The organism is Paenibacillus sp. JT31N17, assembly GCF_056269255.1.
Window position 1 is genome coordinate 91,735 of sequence record NZ_JBWDNP010000012.1, and the last position, 15,479, is coordinate 107,213.

12 protein-coding genes are annotated in these 15,479 nt (G+C 53.1%); 5 read left to right on the plus strand and 7 right to left on the minus strand.

Going from position 1 to position 15,479, the window contains the following annotated elements; all coding sequences use genetic code 11:
- The first annotated feature begins 237 nt into the window (after positions 1 to 237).
- Complete coding sequence (locus AC0YOB_RS28085) at positions 238 to 1,500, plus strand: BaiN/RdsA family NAD(P)/FAD-dependent oxidoreductase (protein WP_475795593.1); 1,263 nt, start codon at positions 238 to 240, stop codon at positions 1,498 to 1,500.
- Positions 1,501 to 1,619: 119 nt separating this feature from the next.
- Here the strand turns inward: AC0YOB_RS28085 and AC0YOB_RS28090 are convergent, their stop codons facing one another.
- The 3 genes from AC0YOB_RS28090 to AC0YOB_RS28100 form a co-directional block, all read right to left on the minus strand.
- Positions 1,620 to 2,015: a hypothetical protein gene (locus tag AC0YOB_RS28090; protein ID WP_475795594.1), complete on the minus strand. Its 396-nt coding sequence runs from the start codon at positions 2,013 to 2,015 to the stop codon at positions 1,620 to 1,622.
- 114 nt (positions 2,016 to 2,129) lie between these two features.
- Positions 2,130 to 3,425: an ABC transporter permease gene (locus AC0YOB_RS28095; protein WP_475795595.1), complete on the minus strand. Its 1,296-nt coding sequence runs from the start codon at positions 3,423 to 3,425 to the stop codon at positions 2,130 to 2,132.
- 157 nt (positions 3,426 to 3,582) lie between these two features.
- Positions 3,583 to 4,284 (minus strand): ABC transporter ATP-binding protein, encoded by a 702-nt coding sequence (locus tag AC0YOB_RS28100; protein ID WP_210044112.1) that lies wholly within the window; start codon positions 4,282 to 4,284, stop codon positions 3,583 to 3,585.
- 191 nt (positions 4,285 to 4,475) lie between these two features.
- Here AC0YOB_RS28100 and AC0YOB_RS28105 point away from each other — a divergent pair, with 191 nt between their 5' ends.
- The gene (locus AC0YOB_RS28105) at positions 4,476 to 4,781 is read left to right on the plus strand and encodes a hypothetical protein (RefSeq protein ID WP_475795596.1); all 306 of its coding nucleotides are present in this window, start codon (positions 4,476 to 4,478) and stop codon (positions 4,779 to 4,781) included.
- 129 nt (positions 4,782 to 4,910) lie between these two features.
- Here the strand turns inward: AC0YOB_RS28105 and xylB are convergent, their stop codons facing one another.
- Both xylB and xylA read right to left on the minus strand, forming a co-directional pair.
- Complete coding sequence (gene xylB / locus AC0YOB_RS28110; RefSeq protein WP_210044110.1) at positions 4,911 to 6,407, minus strand: xylulokinase; 1,497 nt, start codon at positions 6,405 to 6,407, stop codon at positions 4,911 to 4,913.
- A 50-nt stretch (positions 6,408 to 6,457) separates the two neighbouring features.
- Positions 6,458 to 7,771 carry a xylose isomerase gene (gene xylA, locus AC0YOB_RS28115; protein WP_475795597.1) on the minus strand — a complete coding sequence of 438 codons (1,314 nt, stop codon included), beginning with the start codon at positions 7,769 to 7,771 and terminating at the stop codon, positions 6,458 to 6,460.
- 271 nt (positions 7,772 to 8,042) lie between these two features.
- Between xylA and AC0YOB_RS28120 the strand changes: the two genes are divergently transcribed.
- Positions 8,043 to 9,203 carry an ROK family protein gene (locus AC0YOB_RS28120; RefSeq protein ID WP_475795598.1) on the plus strand — a complete coding sequence of 387 codons (1,161 nt, stop codon included), beginning with the start codon at positions 8,043 to 8,045 and terminating at the stop codon, positions 9,201 to 9,203.
- Positions 9,204 to 9,274: 71 nt separating this feature from the next.
- Here the strand turns inward: AC0YOB_RS28120 and AC0YOB_RS28125 are convergent, their stop codons facing one another.
- Positions 9,275 to 11,407 (minus strand): serine hydrolase, encoded by a 2,133-nt coding sequence (locus tag AC0YOB_RS28125; RefSeq protein WP_475795599.1) that lies wholly within the window; start codon positions 11,405 to 11,407, stop codon positions 9,275 to 9,277.
- Between the two features lie 691 nt (positions 11,408 to 12,098).
- Here AC0YOB_RS28125 and AC0YOB_RS28130 point away from each other — a divergent pair.
- Both AC0YOB_RS28130 and AC0YOB_RS28135 read left to right on the plus strand, forming a co-directional pair.
- A complete protein-coding gene (locus tag AC0YOB_RS28130) occupies positions 12,099 to 12,437 on the plus strand; it encodes an ArsR/SmtB family transcription factor (RefSeq protein ID WP_475795600.1) in 339 nt (112 codons plus the stop codon).
- A 2-nt stretch (positions 12,438 to 12,439) separates the two neighbouring features.
- Positions 12,440 to 12,883, plus strand: coding sequence for an SRPBCC family protein (locus tag AC0YOB_RS28135; protein WP_475795601.1), 444 nt, complete (start codon positions 12,440 to 12,442; stop codon positions 12,881 to 12,883).
- Between the two features lie 536 nt (positions 12,884 to 13,419).
- Here AC0YOB_RS28135 and AC0YOB_RS28140 read toward each other — a convergent pair.
- Positions 13,420 to 15,459 carry a glucuronyl esterase domain-containing protein gene (locus AC0YOB_RS28140; RefSeq protein WP_475795602.1) on the minus strand — a complete coding sequence of 680 codons (2,040 nt, stop codon included), beginning with the start codon at positions 15,457 to 15,459 and terminating at the stop codon, positions 13,420 to 13,422.
- Between the last annotated feature and the right edge of the window lie 20 nt (positions 15,460 to 15,479).

Consider the following 15,479-nt stretch of genomic DNA (forward strand, 5'->3'; position numbering starts at 1 on the left):
TATTTTACCAGCTGTTTATTCCCATTCACTCCGATTAAAACATAGGTCTATCAAATTTACAATCATCGATCCATTGACTCACTCAGGAAAAATGCCATAAAATCTGATGTTGTCGAATAGACGCTACGCAGTGGAGCAAATATGGACGCAAAAAGAACAAAGGTAGTATGATAGTGGGGACGAATCTGGCTGCGCAGCAGCATTGTCCAAATAACTGTTTATGAGCGAGGAGAATATATGAATTACGATGTCGTCATTGTTGGAGGAGGGCCTTCCGGACTAATGGCTTCCATTGCTTCAGCAGAAAGAGGAGCCCGGACCCTGCTTATTGATAAAGGCAATAAACTGGGAAGAAAGCTTGGCATTTCCGGAGGCGGCCGGTGCAACGTGACCAATGCCAAGGAGCTCGAGGAGCTGATCCGTCATATCCCCGGCAATGGGCGGTTTCTCTACAGCGCTCTTGCCCAGTTCAGCAACCGCGACATTATGGTTTTCTTCGAGCAGCTTGGCATTCCTTTGAAGGAAGAAGATCGCGGACGAATGTTTCCTGTATCGGATAAAGCCAAGTCGGTCGTGGAAACTCTTATCCGCAAAGCAAGCTCGGAAGGTGTCGAGATGCGGGTCAACGAGCCGGTGGCCGGTCTTCTGATTAAGGACGGAGAGCTGCTTGGCGTGAAACTGCGCTCAGGAGAAGAGATCAGAAGCGCAGCCGTTATCATTGCGACCGGAGGAAAATCCGTGCCGCATACCGGCTCGACCGGAGATGGCTATCCCTGGGCGGAGCAGGCCGGTCATACGATTACGGAGCTGTACCCCACGGAGGTGCCGCTTACCTCGGCCGAGCCCTGGATCCAGAACCGCGAGCTTCAGGGCATATCCCTGCAGAGCATCACGCTCACGGTATGGAATGCGAAGGGAAAGAAGCTTGTTGAGCATGAAGGGGATATGATTTTCACCCATTTCGGCCTGTCGGGTCCTGCCGCACTCCGCTGCAGCCAGTTTGTCGTAAAGGCGCTCAGGAAGGATCCCAAGGGTGATGTAGTGGTCAGTATTGATTTGTTCCCGGAGCAATCGGCCGACGAATTATATACGGCCACGATGTCGCTCATCAAGGCGGAGCCCAAGAAGGCAATCAAAAACGTTCTTCGCACGGTCGTGCAGGAGCGGCTGCTGGAATGGCTGCTGCGCCGCAGCGGAATTTCGGGGGATTTGACCTTTGACAATGTGGCGAAGGGACCGTGGATGGAGCTTGTGCGGCTGATGAAGCGGATTCCGGTCAACGTAAACGGAACCTTGTCAATCGAAGAGGCTTTCGTTACCGGGGGCGGTGTAAACCTGAAGGAAGTCGATCCCGGCACGATGCAATCCAGGCTGACGCCGGGACTGTTCTTCTGCGGCGAAATATTGGATATCCATGGGTACACCGGAGGTTATAACATCACGGCCGCTTTCACAACCGGCTATACGGCAGGAATGAGCGCCGCTGCGCTGCGGCAATAAGTTCCTCCGGCATGAACAAAGCTGACAGCCATTGTGGCGCTGTCAGCTTTGCAGGAAGGAACGACGGACGCTGCATGCCTGCAAAGCCGTCTATTCCAGGTTTTGAGTTGTCGCATTATTCAATTATGCACATCGCCGGAAAAATGATCGTAAGTGCCGCTGTCGCAGCCAGTAAGATTTTCCTGCCGGGCATCCCCGTCGCGGTTATGCAGGGAATCCTCAGCATCGGGCACATTTAGTCCCGTTTGCCCCGGCTCGCTTTGCTCCTCTTTGGCGATCCAGTCCTCATTGACCATATGCGCCGGAATGGGAATTTCCTGCACAGCCAGCTTGCCGCCATGCGCCTGCGCGATCTCGATTGCGGAGGTCAGATCTCCCCCGTCCAGTTGAATATGAACATTAGGTTTTCCATCCAAAAGCACTGGAGCATAACCAAGCTCATCCAGCGTATTGGATGCCAGCGCCGCGTCGTTCTCATCAGCAAATTCAAACAGCAGGTCCATATAATTTCGCATCGTGCACACTTTCCCTTCCTACTTGGAATGTCGACCCTATTGTCAACAGTGTGCCCTTTTTAATGCTGCGCCATGCAGACCGGCCGTTCACCGCCGCCTGAAACCATCAGAAATTCAGCCCTTCTCCTGCTTGAATCTGAGCATCATGAAGGTGGACAGGAATTTATTGATGACCATCCATACGAATACAGCCGGTACGATAAGCAGAAGCCCCCCAAGCCCGTACATTTGCAATCCTCCCACCAGGCCCATAAACCCAACGGCAGGCACCACGATCCAGAAGCGGATACGTTCCCCGGACTGCATGAGAACGTCGTCCGGCCATTGGAATTGAGCAATAAAAGCCTCAGCAATCACATTCCGCCAATGGGACTGGACCCATAGTGACAACAGAATAGGGAAAACGGCGATTATGAGCAGCTTCAATCCCCCTGGCGACAAGCTGACGGCAAGCACCGAAAGCGCGGCAAAGCTCAGCCAGATCCGCAGCAGCGAGAAGCGCCTCAGGAAAGATTTCAGGACGGCCTCCGCCAAGATGGCCTCCGCATCAAATGACTTGAAAATCCGGTTCGACTGGCGGAAAATCAACGGCCGGTTCAACTGGATACGCGGCTTGCGGGTAATGACGCCCCGCAGAAGCAGCCCTGTGACGGCCAGACGGGCCTTATGCTCCTGCTGGACGTCCGAGTCGAATGTATCGCGCGCCCGCAGCTTCAGGCGCATCAGAGCCAGGAGAACGACGGCTCCGAGCGCAATCGGCAGCAGCAGCTGAAGCCAATCCGCTCCGAATATGATAACCGGTATAATATAGGTGGCGCCCAATATAATGGTGGACAATAGCTTCCACAGCCATTTGCGCCAGCCGCGGTAGCGCCCTTCGATCAGGTTGCGCCAGATTGCTCCGATCATTGACCACACAAGGGTAAAAACAGCCAATGACACGACCGAGCTCATCGTGAGGCCATGCAAGGTAATGAGAAAAGGAAGCAGGAACGCATAGATCAGAACAGTCAGAATGGACAGTATGACAGCCGTGTAACCCATGCCGCGCAACGTCAGGCTGCGGCCCCATTCTTTTCTCTGCAGGAGAAAGAGCACATCGGCGTCTTCCGCGAACGTCCGCAAACGTCCAACCAATACGGCAATCAAAGCAACCCGCTCACCAACCCACAAGGGCATGTCGGCAAGCCAGACCGGAGGGTCGCGCCACAGCTCCACATAAAGCCCGCCCCCGATCCAGAGTCCGGGGATCACGATATAAAGCCACACCGACCAATCCAGAGCCGTACGCCAAACGCCCCACTGCTCCCGGATATAACGGACCGCCCTGCGGCGGAACAGCTTTCTTGCCGTCCAGCTCCCGGGCTTGTCCTCTTTCACATCAAGCGGTGCTGCTGGTATTGACTCCACCTTAGAACCTCCCAAGAAGCAACGGCTGCCCGTCTTCCTTTAACGGCACAGCAGGCTTCTTCATCTCAGAAATATATGTTGCCGTTAGACCGGATTTCAGACTTACTTCTAATTAAAAAACATGATGGCAGCGTTCTGCGCCAGCTGTTTTCCCGGATCAGGTAAGCGCATAGAAACAATCCGTAAGCGGCGCATCCGCAGCGCAGCCTGCCTGCTCCCTGACGGCGTCCAGCGTCCCCTGGGCGACAACGGAGCCGCCATTAATAAGCAGGATCCGGTTGCAGATTCTCTCGGCCGTATCCAGCACATGCGTGCACATCAGGACTCCGGCCCCGCGGCGTCGTTCCGCCTCCAGCAGCTCCAGGAAATCGCGGGTCGCGCGAGGGTCCAGGCCTACGAAAGGCTCATCCACCACATATACATCAGGCTGCAGCATAAAGCCGATAATAAGCATCATCTTCTGCTGCATCCCTTTGGAGAAGCCAGTAGGCAGACGGTGACGATCATCGGTCATGCGAAACCTGTCCAGCATCAATCCGGCTCTTTTCATAAAAGTCGTCTCATCCAGTCCATAGGCTGCCGCCGCCAGCTGCAGATGCTCCCAGAGCGTCATATATTCATACAGCACCGGCTGCTCCGGCACATAGGCGTAGCGTTTGCTCTCGCCTGAGAAGACGATCGTCCCGTCCACATGGCGGAGAAGTCCCAGCAGCGACTTGATCGTGGTGCTTTTGCCCGCACCGTTGGGACCAATCAATCCAACCAGCTCGCCTGCCTCTACGGAAAATGAAACGTCGCGGATAATCGGCTTGCTCTCTTCATAGCCGGCATTACGGATGTCTACCGTTAATACGTTCATCGTTTACGTGCTCACTCCTTTATCTTCAAAACCGTTCACCGCGTGGCAAGCCTATTTCACTTCATTATAGTATATCGTACTCCGTCAATCACGTATAACCATCTTTAGGATGAGGAGGCATTCATGCATACAACAGCGGTCCCGGCCGTGATATACTCTTTACTACCACTCAAAGCAAAGGATGAGGAGCATTGGCCTTCGGCATAACGAGAGCAGAACTGAACCTTTGGAAGAAAACCGTCTTAAGCGGAGAAACCGCCTATTTGACCCACTACTGGTACGATCCGCGTTTTCCCGATATCACCTCCGTCACCAAAGTCGGCAATGCCAATCTGAAGCAGCTCCGGATATGGTGTGTGAAGCACGGATTGAATCCCAAATATATTCATGACCGTCCCCCTTTTCCCCATTTCGATCTCATGGGGGAGAAGCAGCAGGAAATATTGATGAAAGAAAATCTCCAGGACCATTTGACCCGGTTCAAGCTGGGCGAATAGTTCCGTATCTCATCCGCTGTCTTGTAATAAAAAGGCACGAATATAAAGGCACGAAAAATAGCCGCTCCCTTCGGGCACCCCGAAGAAAGCGGCTCAATAAGCCAGTGCGCTAAACGGTAATACGGTTAACTAGTTCCGGAAAGACTTCAACGCCTCGTTCAAACCCCGTGTCTGGCCATATACCTCCTGATAAATACGGAACAGGCCCGCGTAAGCGTCTACCGCCGCCTGCTGCGGCTTATAGACAGATGCCCGCTTAACGAAACGTTCCGCGCATGCATCCAGACTTTCGAACCAGCCGCAGCCATAGGCGGCAAGCATAGCTGCCCCAAGGCCCGGTCCCTGCTCATTCTCAAGCGCAACGACGTCGGCATTGAAAATATCGGCCTGCATCTGCAGCCAGACCGGATTCTGCGCGCCCCCGCCGATGGATACGATGGTATCGACCGTCTTGCCGGCCTGACGGAACAGGTCGACGGACTCGTTGAGCGAGAAGGTAATGCCCTCCATAACCGCCCTGGCAAAGTGCTTCCGTTCATGCGAGCCGTCTATGCCGATGAAGCTTCCGCGGATGACCGAATCAGCATGTGGCGTACGTTCTCCTACCAGATAAGGTGTAAACAATAGGCCGTTCGCACCCGGAGCAATCCCGTCAATGCCGAAGAGCAGCTCATCGAAGGACTCGCCCTTGGCGAATGTATTCTTGAACCAGCTCAAGGAGTATCCGGCCGCAAGCGTCACGCCCATGGCATAGAAGGCATCCTCCTTGCCGTGGTTGAAGAAATGCACCTTGCCGGCATAATCATTGCCGCTGCCGCCCTCGTAGGAGAGAATAACCCCGGAGGTCCCGATGCTGCACATCGTAAGTCCCTCCTGCAGGATGCCTGCTCCAATCGCGCCGCATGCATTGTCCGCACCGCCAGCGAATACTTGAGTCGCAGCTGGCAGACCTGAGCGCTCAGCCGCCTCAGGCAGCAGCGTTCCAACCCGTGCATGCGATTCAACCAGAGGCGGACAGAAGGATTCGCCAAGACCGAAGGATGCCAGCACATCGCGGCTCCATTTTTTGCCCGCAACGTCCAGCAGCAGCGTTCCCGCCGCATCGGAGTAATCCATATTCAGCGTCCCTGTCAGCCGGTAACGGACGTAGTCCTTCGGCAGCAGGAACAGCTCCGCCTGCGCGAACAGCTCCGGCTCATGCTTGCGCACCCACAAAATCTTCGGCAGCGTAAAGCCTTCCAGCGCAGGGTTGCGCGTAATGTTGAGCAGACCTGCTCCCAGCGTCTGTTCAATTTCGCGGCACTCTGCCGTTGTGCGCGTATCATTCCACAGAATGGCGTTGCGCACAGGATTGCCTTCCCCATCCAGCAGCACAAGTCCATGCATTTGACCGGAGAAGCTGATGCCTTCAACCGCTTCCGGCGCAACTGCCGACGAGCGGAGCAGCTCGGCTATTGCGCCGAGCGTTCCTTCCACCCAATCATCCGGACGCTGCTCGCTCCAGCCGGAATGCTCATGGAACAACGGATATTCCCGGGTAGCTTCGCCGGCGACCGCACCGCTGTTGTCAAGCAGCAGCGCCTTCACCGCGCTTGTGCCAAGATCGATCCCGATAACATAAGGCATATAAGCTCAGAGCCTCCCTCTTAAATAGATGTTAAAATTTATACTCGAACTTATACGTTGAAAATAGCTTCATTCAGCAGCAGTTTAATCCGCTCCTGGCGGCCCGAGATGTTGACGATCGGGTTGTTCTGCAGGGCATACTGCTCCAGCGTGTGCAGCGTGGCTTTGCCGGCAACGATGTCTGCGCCGATGCCTTCGCGGAAGCTGCTGTAGCGGTTGTCGAGCACATTGTCGAGCACCTTGTTCTCAATCAGCTTGGCGGCCGCTTTCAGTCCCCATGCATAGCTGTCCATACCGGCGATGTGAGCCAGGAACAGATCCTCGTCCTCGAATGATCCGCGGCGCACTTTGGCGTCGAAGTTGATTCCTCCGTCGCCAAGTCCCCCGGCTTTGAGCACTTCGTACAAAGTCAGCGTTGTCGCATACAGATCTGTCGGGAACTCGTCGGTATCCCAGCCGATCAACAAATCGCCCTGGTTGGCGTCAAGCGATCCCAGCATGCCGTTAATGGCGGCTACGCGGATTTCGTGCTCGAACGTATGGCCGGCAAGCGTCGCGTGATTCGCTTCAAGGTTCAGCTTGAATTTATTTTTCAAATCATATTTTTGCAGGAAGGCAATCGTCGTTGCAGCGTCAAAATCATACTGATGCTTTGTCGGCTCTTTCGGCTTCGGCTCGATCAGGAATTGGGCATCAAATCCGATTTCATTCGCATAGGCGATTGCCATATGGAACAGACGCGCCAAATTGTCGAGCTCCAGCGCCATATCCGTGTTAAGCAGCGTGTCGTAGCCTTCGCGGCCGCCCCAGAATACATAGTTGGAAGCGCCCAGACGCTTGCCCACTTCAAGGCTTTTCTTCAGCTGCGCTCCGGCATAGGCATAAACGTCCGCATTGGAGGTTGTGCCTGCGCCATGAACGAAACGCGGATGCGTGAACATGTTAGCTGTATTCCACAGCAGCTTTGTTCCGGTCGACTTCATGTTCGACTCCAGCAGATCTACAATGGTATCGAGGTTTTTGTTGGTTTCCTGCAGCGTTTCGCCTTCAGGCGCGATATCGCGGTCATGGAAGCAGTAATAAGGAATGCCGATTTTCTCCAGGAATTCGAAATTGGCGTCTACGCGGGCTTTCGCCTGATCCATGGCGTTGGCGGAATCCCAGCCGCGAACTGCCGTGCCTACACCAAACGGATCTGCTCCGGATGCGGTAAATGTATGCCAGTACGCTACAGCAAAACGAAGATGCTCTTCCATCGGTTTGCCAAGTACGATTTCATGAGGGTTGTAATGCTTGAATGCAAGGGGATTGTCCGAACCTTTACCTTCAAACGCAATCTTGCCGACTGATTTAAAATAACTCATAAATTTGGGCCTCCTAAAATGGTTTATGACGAGCTGTTTGATTCTTGAAAACGTTCTTATTGTTATATTAGCATTCCCGAACTTGGTTTGTCCATTAAACTAAGTCAAATTTTCAAAAAATAAATTTGTCCTTCTGCTTCTGGCTGCTTCCTCCCGCTCTTATTATCCTGAGCAAACAAACAAAAGATGCAACCTTCGTCCTGATCGTGGTAAAATCGTTCCCATATCCATGATAGTGGACCAGGAAGCTGGAAGAAAGGAAACCTGAGCGATGAAAACGACCGGAGATTTGGCCCTTGTCAAAAAGATCAATACAGCGATTGTGCTGGATGCCGTTTTGAAGAACGCTCCTCTATCCAGGGCCCAAATATCCGAGCAAACCGGACTTAATAAAGCAACCGTATCCAGTCTGGTTCAGGATCTGATTGATGCTCATCTGGTTATTGAGACCGGTCCGGGCGAGTCAAGCGGTGGACGCAAGCCGGTTATGCTGGTATTCAGGGGCAGCGCAGGTTACGCCATTGGCATCGATCTGGGGGTAAATTACATCCGCGGTGTTCTAACGGATCTGGAGGGAGCGGTCATATCCGGGCGCGAGCTGACGCTCAAGGCCCATGAGATTGAAGATGTGCTGCCGAAGCTGAATGACTGCATCGAATCCTTGATCGCAGCCATGCCCGAGAGTCCATACGGTCTTGTGGGTATCGGCATTGGCGTCCCGGGAATCGTCAATGATCAGGGCGACATTCTGTTTGCGCCGAATCTGGCCTGGTCGCATGTGCCGATGGAAGCCATCATGAGAGAGCGCTTCGGCGTGCCGGTTACCATCGATAATGAAGCGAATGCCGGGGCCCAGGGCGAGCAGAAGTACGGTGCCGGGCGCGGAATTGCCGATCAAATCTATGTCAGTGTGGGAATCGGGATCGGAACCGGGATTATTCTCGGGAAAGAATTATACAAGGGCGCTTCGGGCTTCTCCGGCGAGCTCGGACATTTGTCGATCGAGATGAATGGCAAGCCCTGCCGCTGCGGCAATAAAGGCTGCTGGGAGCTGTACGCTTCCGAGAATGCGCTGCTTGAGCAGGCCGAGCCCTTGGGCTATGGCGATCTGGAGGCTCTTTTGGCAGCTGCCGTCAGAGGGGATGAAAAGGTAATCGAGCTTCTGCGGAGGATCGGCGAATGCCTAGGGATTGGCATCGCCAATATTGTCAACGTGTTTAATCCCGAGGTCGTCATTATCGGCAACCGGATGAGCCGGGCCCGCGAGTGGATCGGCGATGCTGTGCGCGATGCCGTAAGCAGACGTACTCTCTCTTATCACCGGGAAAAGCTGCAGATCCTGTTTGCGGAGCTGAGTGAACAGTCTGCGGTAAGAGGAGCCGCGTATTATGCAATCAGCCGGTTTTTCGTGAAAATAAAAGACGGAGGGTAAGCCCGTTTCATTCCTGAAATGGGCTTGCCCTCCTCTGAAATAGCGGGAGTATCAGTGAAACGCGCTGAATCTTATGATGCTTTTGCAGCCGTTTCTGCATCGGGCTTGGCCTGCTGCTCCGCAGCCGCCTTCTTCGCGGCTACGATTTGATCAGTTGGCTGGGTAAGGATGGCGAACAAGACCGCCGCTTCCTCTTGACGTGTCACCGGCTTCATCGAATGGAAGTCGGCAGCGCCTCCGGGCCCAATCTGAACCTCCGGGCCATGCAGGCCCAGTGCAACCATCATTTGCACGGCTTGAACCGCCCATTCCTTCGTTTTCCCCGACAGCTTCACATCTTCAAAAATCTCCGGCGGGTACTGGGCTTTGAGGAGCCTCCACAGCGTGACTGCATACTCCTCGCGAGTAATAGCCCGATCCGGCTCGAACTGGCCGGCACTGTTTCCCGTGACCATACCAATTTCATAGGCCATCTGAATGAAAGGCGCAGCCGGATGACCTTCAATATCCTTGAAGGCAAGCTCGGTTGTTTTACTGCCCTTGATAAGGCTTGCTTCCAATATTCTCTGTACAAACTCCGCTCTTGTTACGTTTTGCTCCGGATGGAATGCTTCTCCGGCATCATTAGGATAATAGCCCAGGGACTGCAGCGCGAATATATATTTGGCATATGGGTGGCTATCCTTCACATCGCTGAACCCGACTGCCTCCTCGCCCTTGCCGCTGTACCCCAGCGGATTAATATAGGGCTCCTTCATATAAGCGACTTGTCCGCTTTCGTCCAGCTTGAACGCTGTAAACTGATTAGTAATATTATCAACAAACAAATTATCGTCTACTTGCCGCAGGCTGCGCGGACCGAGAAACGTATCGGAAATCGACAGCGCCCCCTGCTCATCCACACCAAGCGATGACACAAAAACATTCAGCCGGAGATCGGCATAAAGCCCTTTGAACTTATCCAGCTCTTGCGGGGACTGCGGTGTATATTCGTCCAGCTCAGCCGGCTTGGCATACTGCGGGAAGAACGTTGATATGAACTGGGGATAGAACAGATTCCGCAGCGCTCCCGCTTTGTTGTAAGTAAGAAAAACACCGGTATTCTGTTCGGGAATCAGGAATAGATAAGAGCTGAAGCCGTTTAAATCACCGGCTTTGGTAAAGATTTGCGGGCTGCTGCCGGCTCCGGGAAGCTGGAAGGGCGCCTCAAAACCATAAGTGGTATCGGGCAGCAGAGGATGAATAAAGGAACGGTATTGTTCCATCGACGCTACGGATTCCTCCGACAAAATACGGCCTGAGCCGCTTGTTCCCCCATTCAGGAATGCCGTCATAAATTTGCCGACATCCTCAGCGGTCGACAGCATCCCCCCATGCGGCATAACGGTTGGTGTAACCGTATACAGCTCAAGCGGTTTATCGGCTGCATCATAACCAATCGCCAGATTCTCTTTCAGCTTTCCTTCAAGCAGAAAACCGCTGTTCTCCATACCGAGCGGACCGAATATATGATCGTCCATATAAGTCTGGTAGGGCTCTCCACTGACCTCCTGAACAATAAGACCCAGCAGCAGGTAGGCGAAATTATCATACATGTATGAAGTCCCGGGTTCGCGGACTACCGGCGGCATATGCCCGCGGACATAGTCTTCGATCTCCACGAACCTGTCGAAGTCCTGATGGATATCCTCTGCCTGCGGATCGCGGATTTCAAATCCGGTTGTGTGCGTAAGCAGCTGCTCCACAGTGACAGGCGTATCAAACGGATTGTCGAAATCAAGACCGCTGACATAGCTGCGGAAATCTTCTTTCAAATCGATTTTCCCCTGCTCCACAAGCTGCATAATGGCCGCAGCGGTAAAGGTTTTGGATACGGAAGCGATGCGGAACACGGTCTGGGCCGGGTCTACCGCTTTCTGCTTCGATGCGTCTGCATAGCCATAGCCTTTTTCGGCGATGATCTGGCCGTCTTTGACGATGACGACGGAAGCTCCGACATAATTGGGTTTCGCAGCATCCGACGAAAAGAAATCATCCAGAAATACTTCTGCGCTGCTTGCGGTCAGATCCTTCGGCTGCTGTAAATCGCTGCTGCCAACCTCTGCAGCAAGCGCTGTTGGTGTTATGAGAGATATGGACAAGGCCGCAATAACTAACGATTTAACTCCTGCATAGGACATCGACTTCCAAAATAACCGTTTCAATTATCCGCTCACTCCTCTTAACTGTTTATTTTTTCAATGGATTGTTGTTTCATATAGATGACTGTTTCCGCATTCCCCAATTCTCTCGCTATGGCAAGAAATCACCCCCATCAGGTCATTGGATCATCCAAGCGTGACAACCTTATCGATCGAATATCACTTATCGATACATCCATTATGGATATATCTATTAAGGATATAGTAATCAAAGGAGTAATATTTGTCAATGGGAGATTTAAGCGGGACAATTGTCTGTTTAAGGGTAATAATATTACGGCAACCGAGGCATATTCGTTCCATAAGATTCCATATTTGATAGACTGGAACCTGTCACATCTCCTTTGAATTATCGAGTACTAGATTTAAGAACTAGATTTAGATGTCTAATGACACAAACATATTCTTATAAGCTTCGTACGATTCAAATTCAATTCCGTTGATGAAGCATGTTGTGACACAGACATACCAACAAACAAACGGAAGTCGGCAGCGAACAATCACCATCGGCTCTGGGCGCAGCAGCTGCTTGCAACTCGCTCCGACGTCTGTCACCCGCATCGAGACCATCACACTGCCGGGGTGCGCGCCAGCGATCCTTTGGCCTGTGCGTCACTACCATTTCCAGGCAGCTTGACATGATTACACATTGTGGCCTATATTTAATAATATACTTAATTAAGGAGGTTATTAATTGGCTGCGAAGGACTCACTCAGCCTCATCTTCGCTGCGCTTGCCGATCCGACACGCCGAAACATCCTGACCAGGCTGTCACAGAGGCCCGCAACAGTCGGGGCGATCGCCGAGCCCTTCGAGATTAGCGCACCCGCGATCTCCCAGCACCTCAATGTGCTGGAGCGAGCAGGGCTGATCGAACGCACAGCGAATGCACAGTGGCGGACCCTGTCGATGCGCACCGAACCACTCGATGAGGCATCGGCCTGGGTCGAGAAACACCGCCGTGAATGGAACCAGCGCATCGACGCACTGGAGGAACACCTCAAGACCATGATCAAAAAGGAGGAACAATGAACATGTCTACATCCGCACCGGAGTTCACTATCACCCGTACCCTGAATGTCAGCCGCGAGCTCGTGTGGCGCGCCTGGACCGAGAAGAAGGAACTCGCCGCCTGGTTGCCTTCGACACCTCTGGAGTCCATCTCCTTCGACGTCCGCGAAGGCGGACGCTACCGCTACACAATGGTCAACGCCGAGACCGGCGAGGAGTATCACACCGGAGGTGTGTTCCTCGATGTCGTACCTTTCGAACGGCTCGTCTTCACCTGGGGTTCCCCCGATGATCCCATCGAGAATTCCCCTGTCGTGACCCTAACCCTCACCGCACAGGGCGACCGCACCGAGATGATCTTCCACCTGCGCGGATTGGCCGGTCAGCCCGGCGATAAGTACTTTTACGACGGCTGGTCCAATGCGCTGGAAGATCTGACAACGCACCTGCGCGACCTGAAGCAGTAGACGGCGAGCAAGAACAGAGAAGGAGCCTTCATGGGTCCTCCCATCGTCGAACAGATCCTCTCCGCGAGACGGCTGCCCGCAAGATGCGCCTACGGCGGCATGGGCCAAGTCCCGCCGGCGCCCGCGACGAGGATGCATCGTCCTCCCACACGGCCCCCGGCGGCTTCGGCATCAGGGTCGCCACCCCTGCTGTGCAGCAGGCCGCGACATCCGGCGTGTCCGATCTGGACGCCGGACGTCGCGGAAACGGTCGTTGCCTGCTACCCCCGGCCTATTGTCAAGTCCGCACCGCTAGCCATATTCAAGGAGAAGCCGATGGTTTAGGAAGCTCGATTACCCGTTCGTCCTCCTCTCCTTGATTCACGGTCAAAATAAACGAATTCCCCAATGAAGCCATCCCCCTTAATATAGCCAGAGCTTCCCGTGGGTCATGGTTTGGGCTGCCGACGTACAGCATGCGGCGCATGAAGAAACCCAAAAGCTGCGGATCATTATTGTCCGCAGCTTTTGGGTTTGATTTTAGACAGGCTCGTTCATCAATTATTCAAATCGTCTGGAATATCCATGGTCAACGAGAAGGTATAGCCAGGAAGCACATCCGGGAATTCAATGCCATCAATGTGAATAACTTTGACAGGATCGAATTTGGCTGTGACCATTTTGCCCTGCGCCTCGTCGAAGTAGCGGGCTTGACCGGCTTTGTAATCCCTGCCAAACCGGCGTATCATGACGCCATAGTTTTGGATTTCAAGAGAATATTCCGTGCTTGGTGCGTTTATATTTGCGGAAGCGTTATGAATATCCTTTTTTAATTCCTCATAGCTGCGGCTGTCGAAGGAAACGCGGATGGTGTCTGGGTTGATTTTTTCGGGAAAAGCCCAATGCCATGTATTCTCTTCGGATTCAAGCAGAATTTCCGGACGGAACATGTATTCCAATGTCATACATTCAATCTTGATGTCGCGGCTGCGCTTCTCTGCGCCGGAAGCGGTAATGGTATAATATCCGGCCTTGGTTTGATTGGACGCAAGCTCAAATGATGCTTTTCCGTTTACAACATTCTGAGTGCTTAGTACTTTTCCGTCAGGGTCCTTGATCGTAACCGCAGAAGCATCGGACACAACCGGTATCGTTACAGGAAGCCCCTCTACAAAATCTCGTTTATTAACGGTAGCAACGCCATACTGCCCCGGTACCGACCATGGTATTGCCGTCGGGTCGATTTCAAACGGGTGGAACGTGAAGTCTCTTGGGACAACGGATTGGGTTGCAATGTCATTCCCGCGGTAATCCGTGAATGTTGGTGCAATCCCCCGGAAGTTCATGTCCGCCATGGCAAAAGCCGAGGCTGTTTCAAGATTGGTTTGCGCGTGTCTTGTCTTGGGGGAGATGACAAGCCCAAGGTTCTGGGACGCACCCAGCAATTCAAATACGGGTTTTGCGCCGGCTGTGGAGATAGCCACACTTTCAGGACCGTTCCAGAAATCGTCCATACCTTCTGTTATCATCACAGGGCGCGGCGCCATCAGCGCAATCAAAGCATGGTGATCCAGCGGATAATCATACTTGTTGGCGTTGGTGAACTGCTGCACACGAGACGAAAACCATGCAACATAGCTGCCCTGATTCTGACTCATCTGTTCTTTGCGCAGGCCTGTGCGGGCGCTGTACAAGCTGCTCGGATCCATTTCGTCTGCTGTATAGTTCGTATAGGTGTTGTTGTTGCCTGCGGGATATTTTTTGGAGTCATGGGTAAAACGCAGACTGGACGCGCCCCACTGGCCGGAATGCTGCACATACGCCATACCCATGCGCTCATCAAAGGCGCCCGCCAACAGCGCTCTCTTGCCATTTTGCGAAAATCCGGCAGAAATCATTTGGGTTTCGTCAATTTCAGGGAAAAGACCCTTGCCGGTAACCGGATCACGCCATTCCAGAGCATCTATAACCCGTGATGCGGCCCATGCGCTGGCAATCAGCTTGCCCGTGTTGAACTCGACACTGTCAGGGTCGTAAGGGAACAAGTCGTAATACGTCCCGGTGTAATTGGCGTTATTGCCAACATTGGTGTTGCCTGGCCATGGGATAGAGGCATATCCCTTGGCCTGATAGCCTGTCGGACCGCCGCCGATAAACGCCGGAACCGGGAAGCTTTGGCCAATGGCATCAAGATTCTCCTTGGTTGGAAGCGTGAAAGCAACACTAAAGGTCGTTGTTTTAACAATCGGTGCTGCCTGGTCGTCAGGATTTGGATATTCTTTGGTCATGGTCACATTCAGCGTATTGCCGGTACGTGTTGCCACTAGCGTATCCGGCCTTTGGGTGTAGCCGTATTCATAGTATTGAAGCATATTGGCAATTTCCGCACGGCGCGACGTCCAATCCGCAGCGGTTTCAACCATAGATCCGTCATTAAACTTAAACAGATTAGGCAATTCATAAATAGGCTGAAGGCTTCCGACATTCGGGAAGGTCGGGAAGGCCGTTGGCGTTGTGGCGGCGTTTGCCGTAGAAACCGTCTCTGAAATCATTAATAGACAAAGCAGCAGGAATAATAATTTCTTCGCTCTGGACATTGTGCATCCTCCTTGTTATC

What these genes read in the sequence shown, in the direction of transcription:
- AC0YOB_RS28085 (WP_475795593.1), top strand. Translation starts at nt 238, where the DNA reads ATGAATTACGATGTCGTCATTGTTGGAGGAGGGCCTTCCGGACTAATG.
- AC0YOB_RS28090 (WP_475795594.1), bottom strand. Translation starts at nt 2,015, where the DNA reads ATGCGAAATTATATGGACCTGCTGTTTGAATTTGCTGATGAGAACGAC.
- AC0YOB_RS28100 (WP_210044112.1), bottom strand. Translation starts at nt 4,284, where the DNA reads ATGAACGTATTAACGGTAGACATCCGTAATGCCGGCTATGAAGAGAGC.
- xylB (WP_210044110.1), bottom strand. Translation starts at nt 6,407, where the DNA reads ATGCCTTATGTTATCGGGATCGATCTTGGCACAAGCGCGGTGAAGGCG.
- xylA (WP_475795597.1), bottom strand. Translation starts at nt 7,771, where the DNA reads ATGAGTTATTTTAAATCAGTCGGCAAGATTGCGTTTGAAGGTAAAGGT.
- AC0YOB_RS28120 (WP_475795598.1), top strand. Translation starts at nt 8,043, where the DNA reads ATGAAAACGACCGGAGATTTGGCCCTTGTCAAAAAGATCAATACAGCG.
- AC0YOB_RS28135 (WP_475795601.1), top strand. Translation starts at nt 12,440, where the DNA reads ATGTCTACATCCGCACCGGAGTTCACTATCACCCGTACCCTGAATGTC.
- AC0YOB_RS28140 (WP_475795602.1), bottom strand. Translation starts at nt 15,459, where the DNA reads ATGTCCAGAGCGAAGAAATTATTATTCCTGCTGCTTTGTCTATTAATG.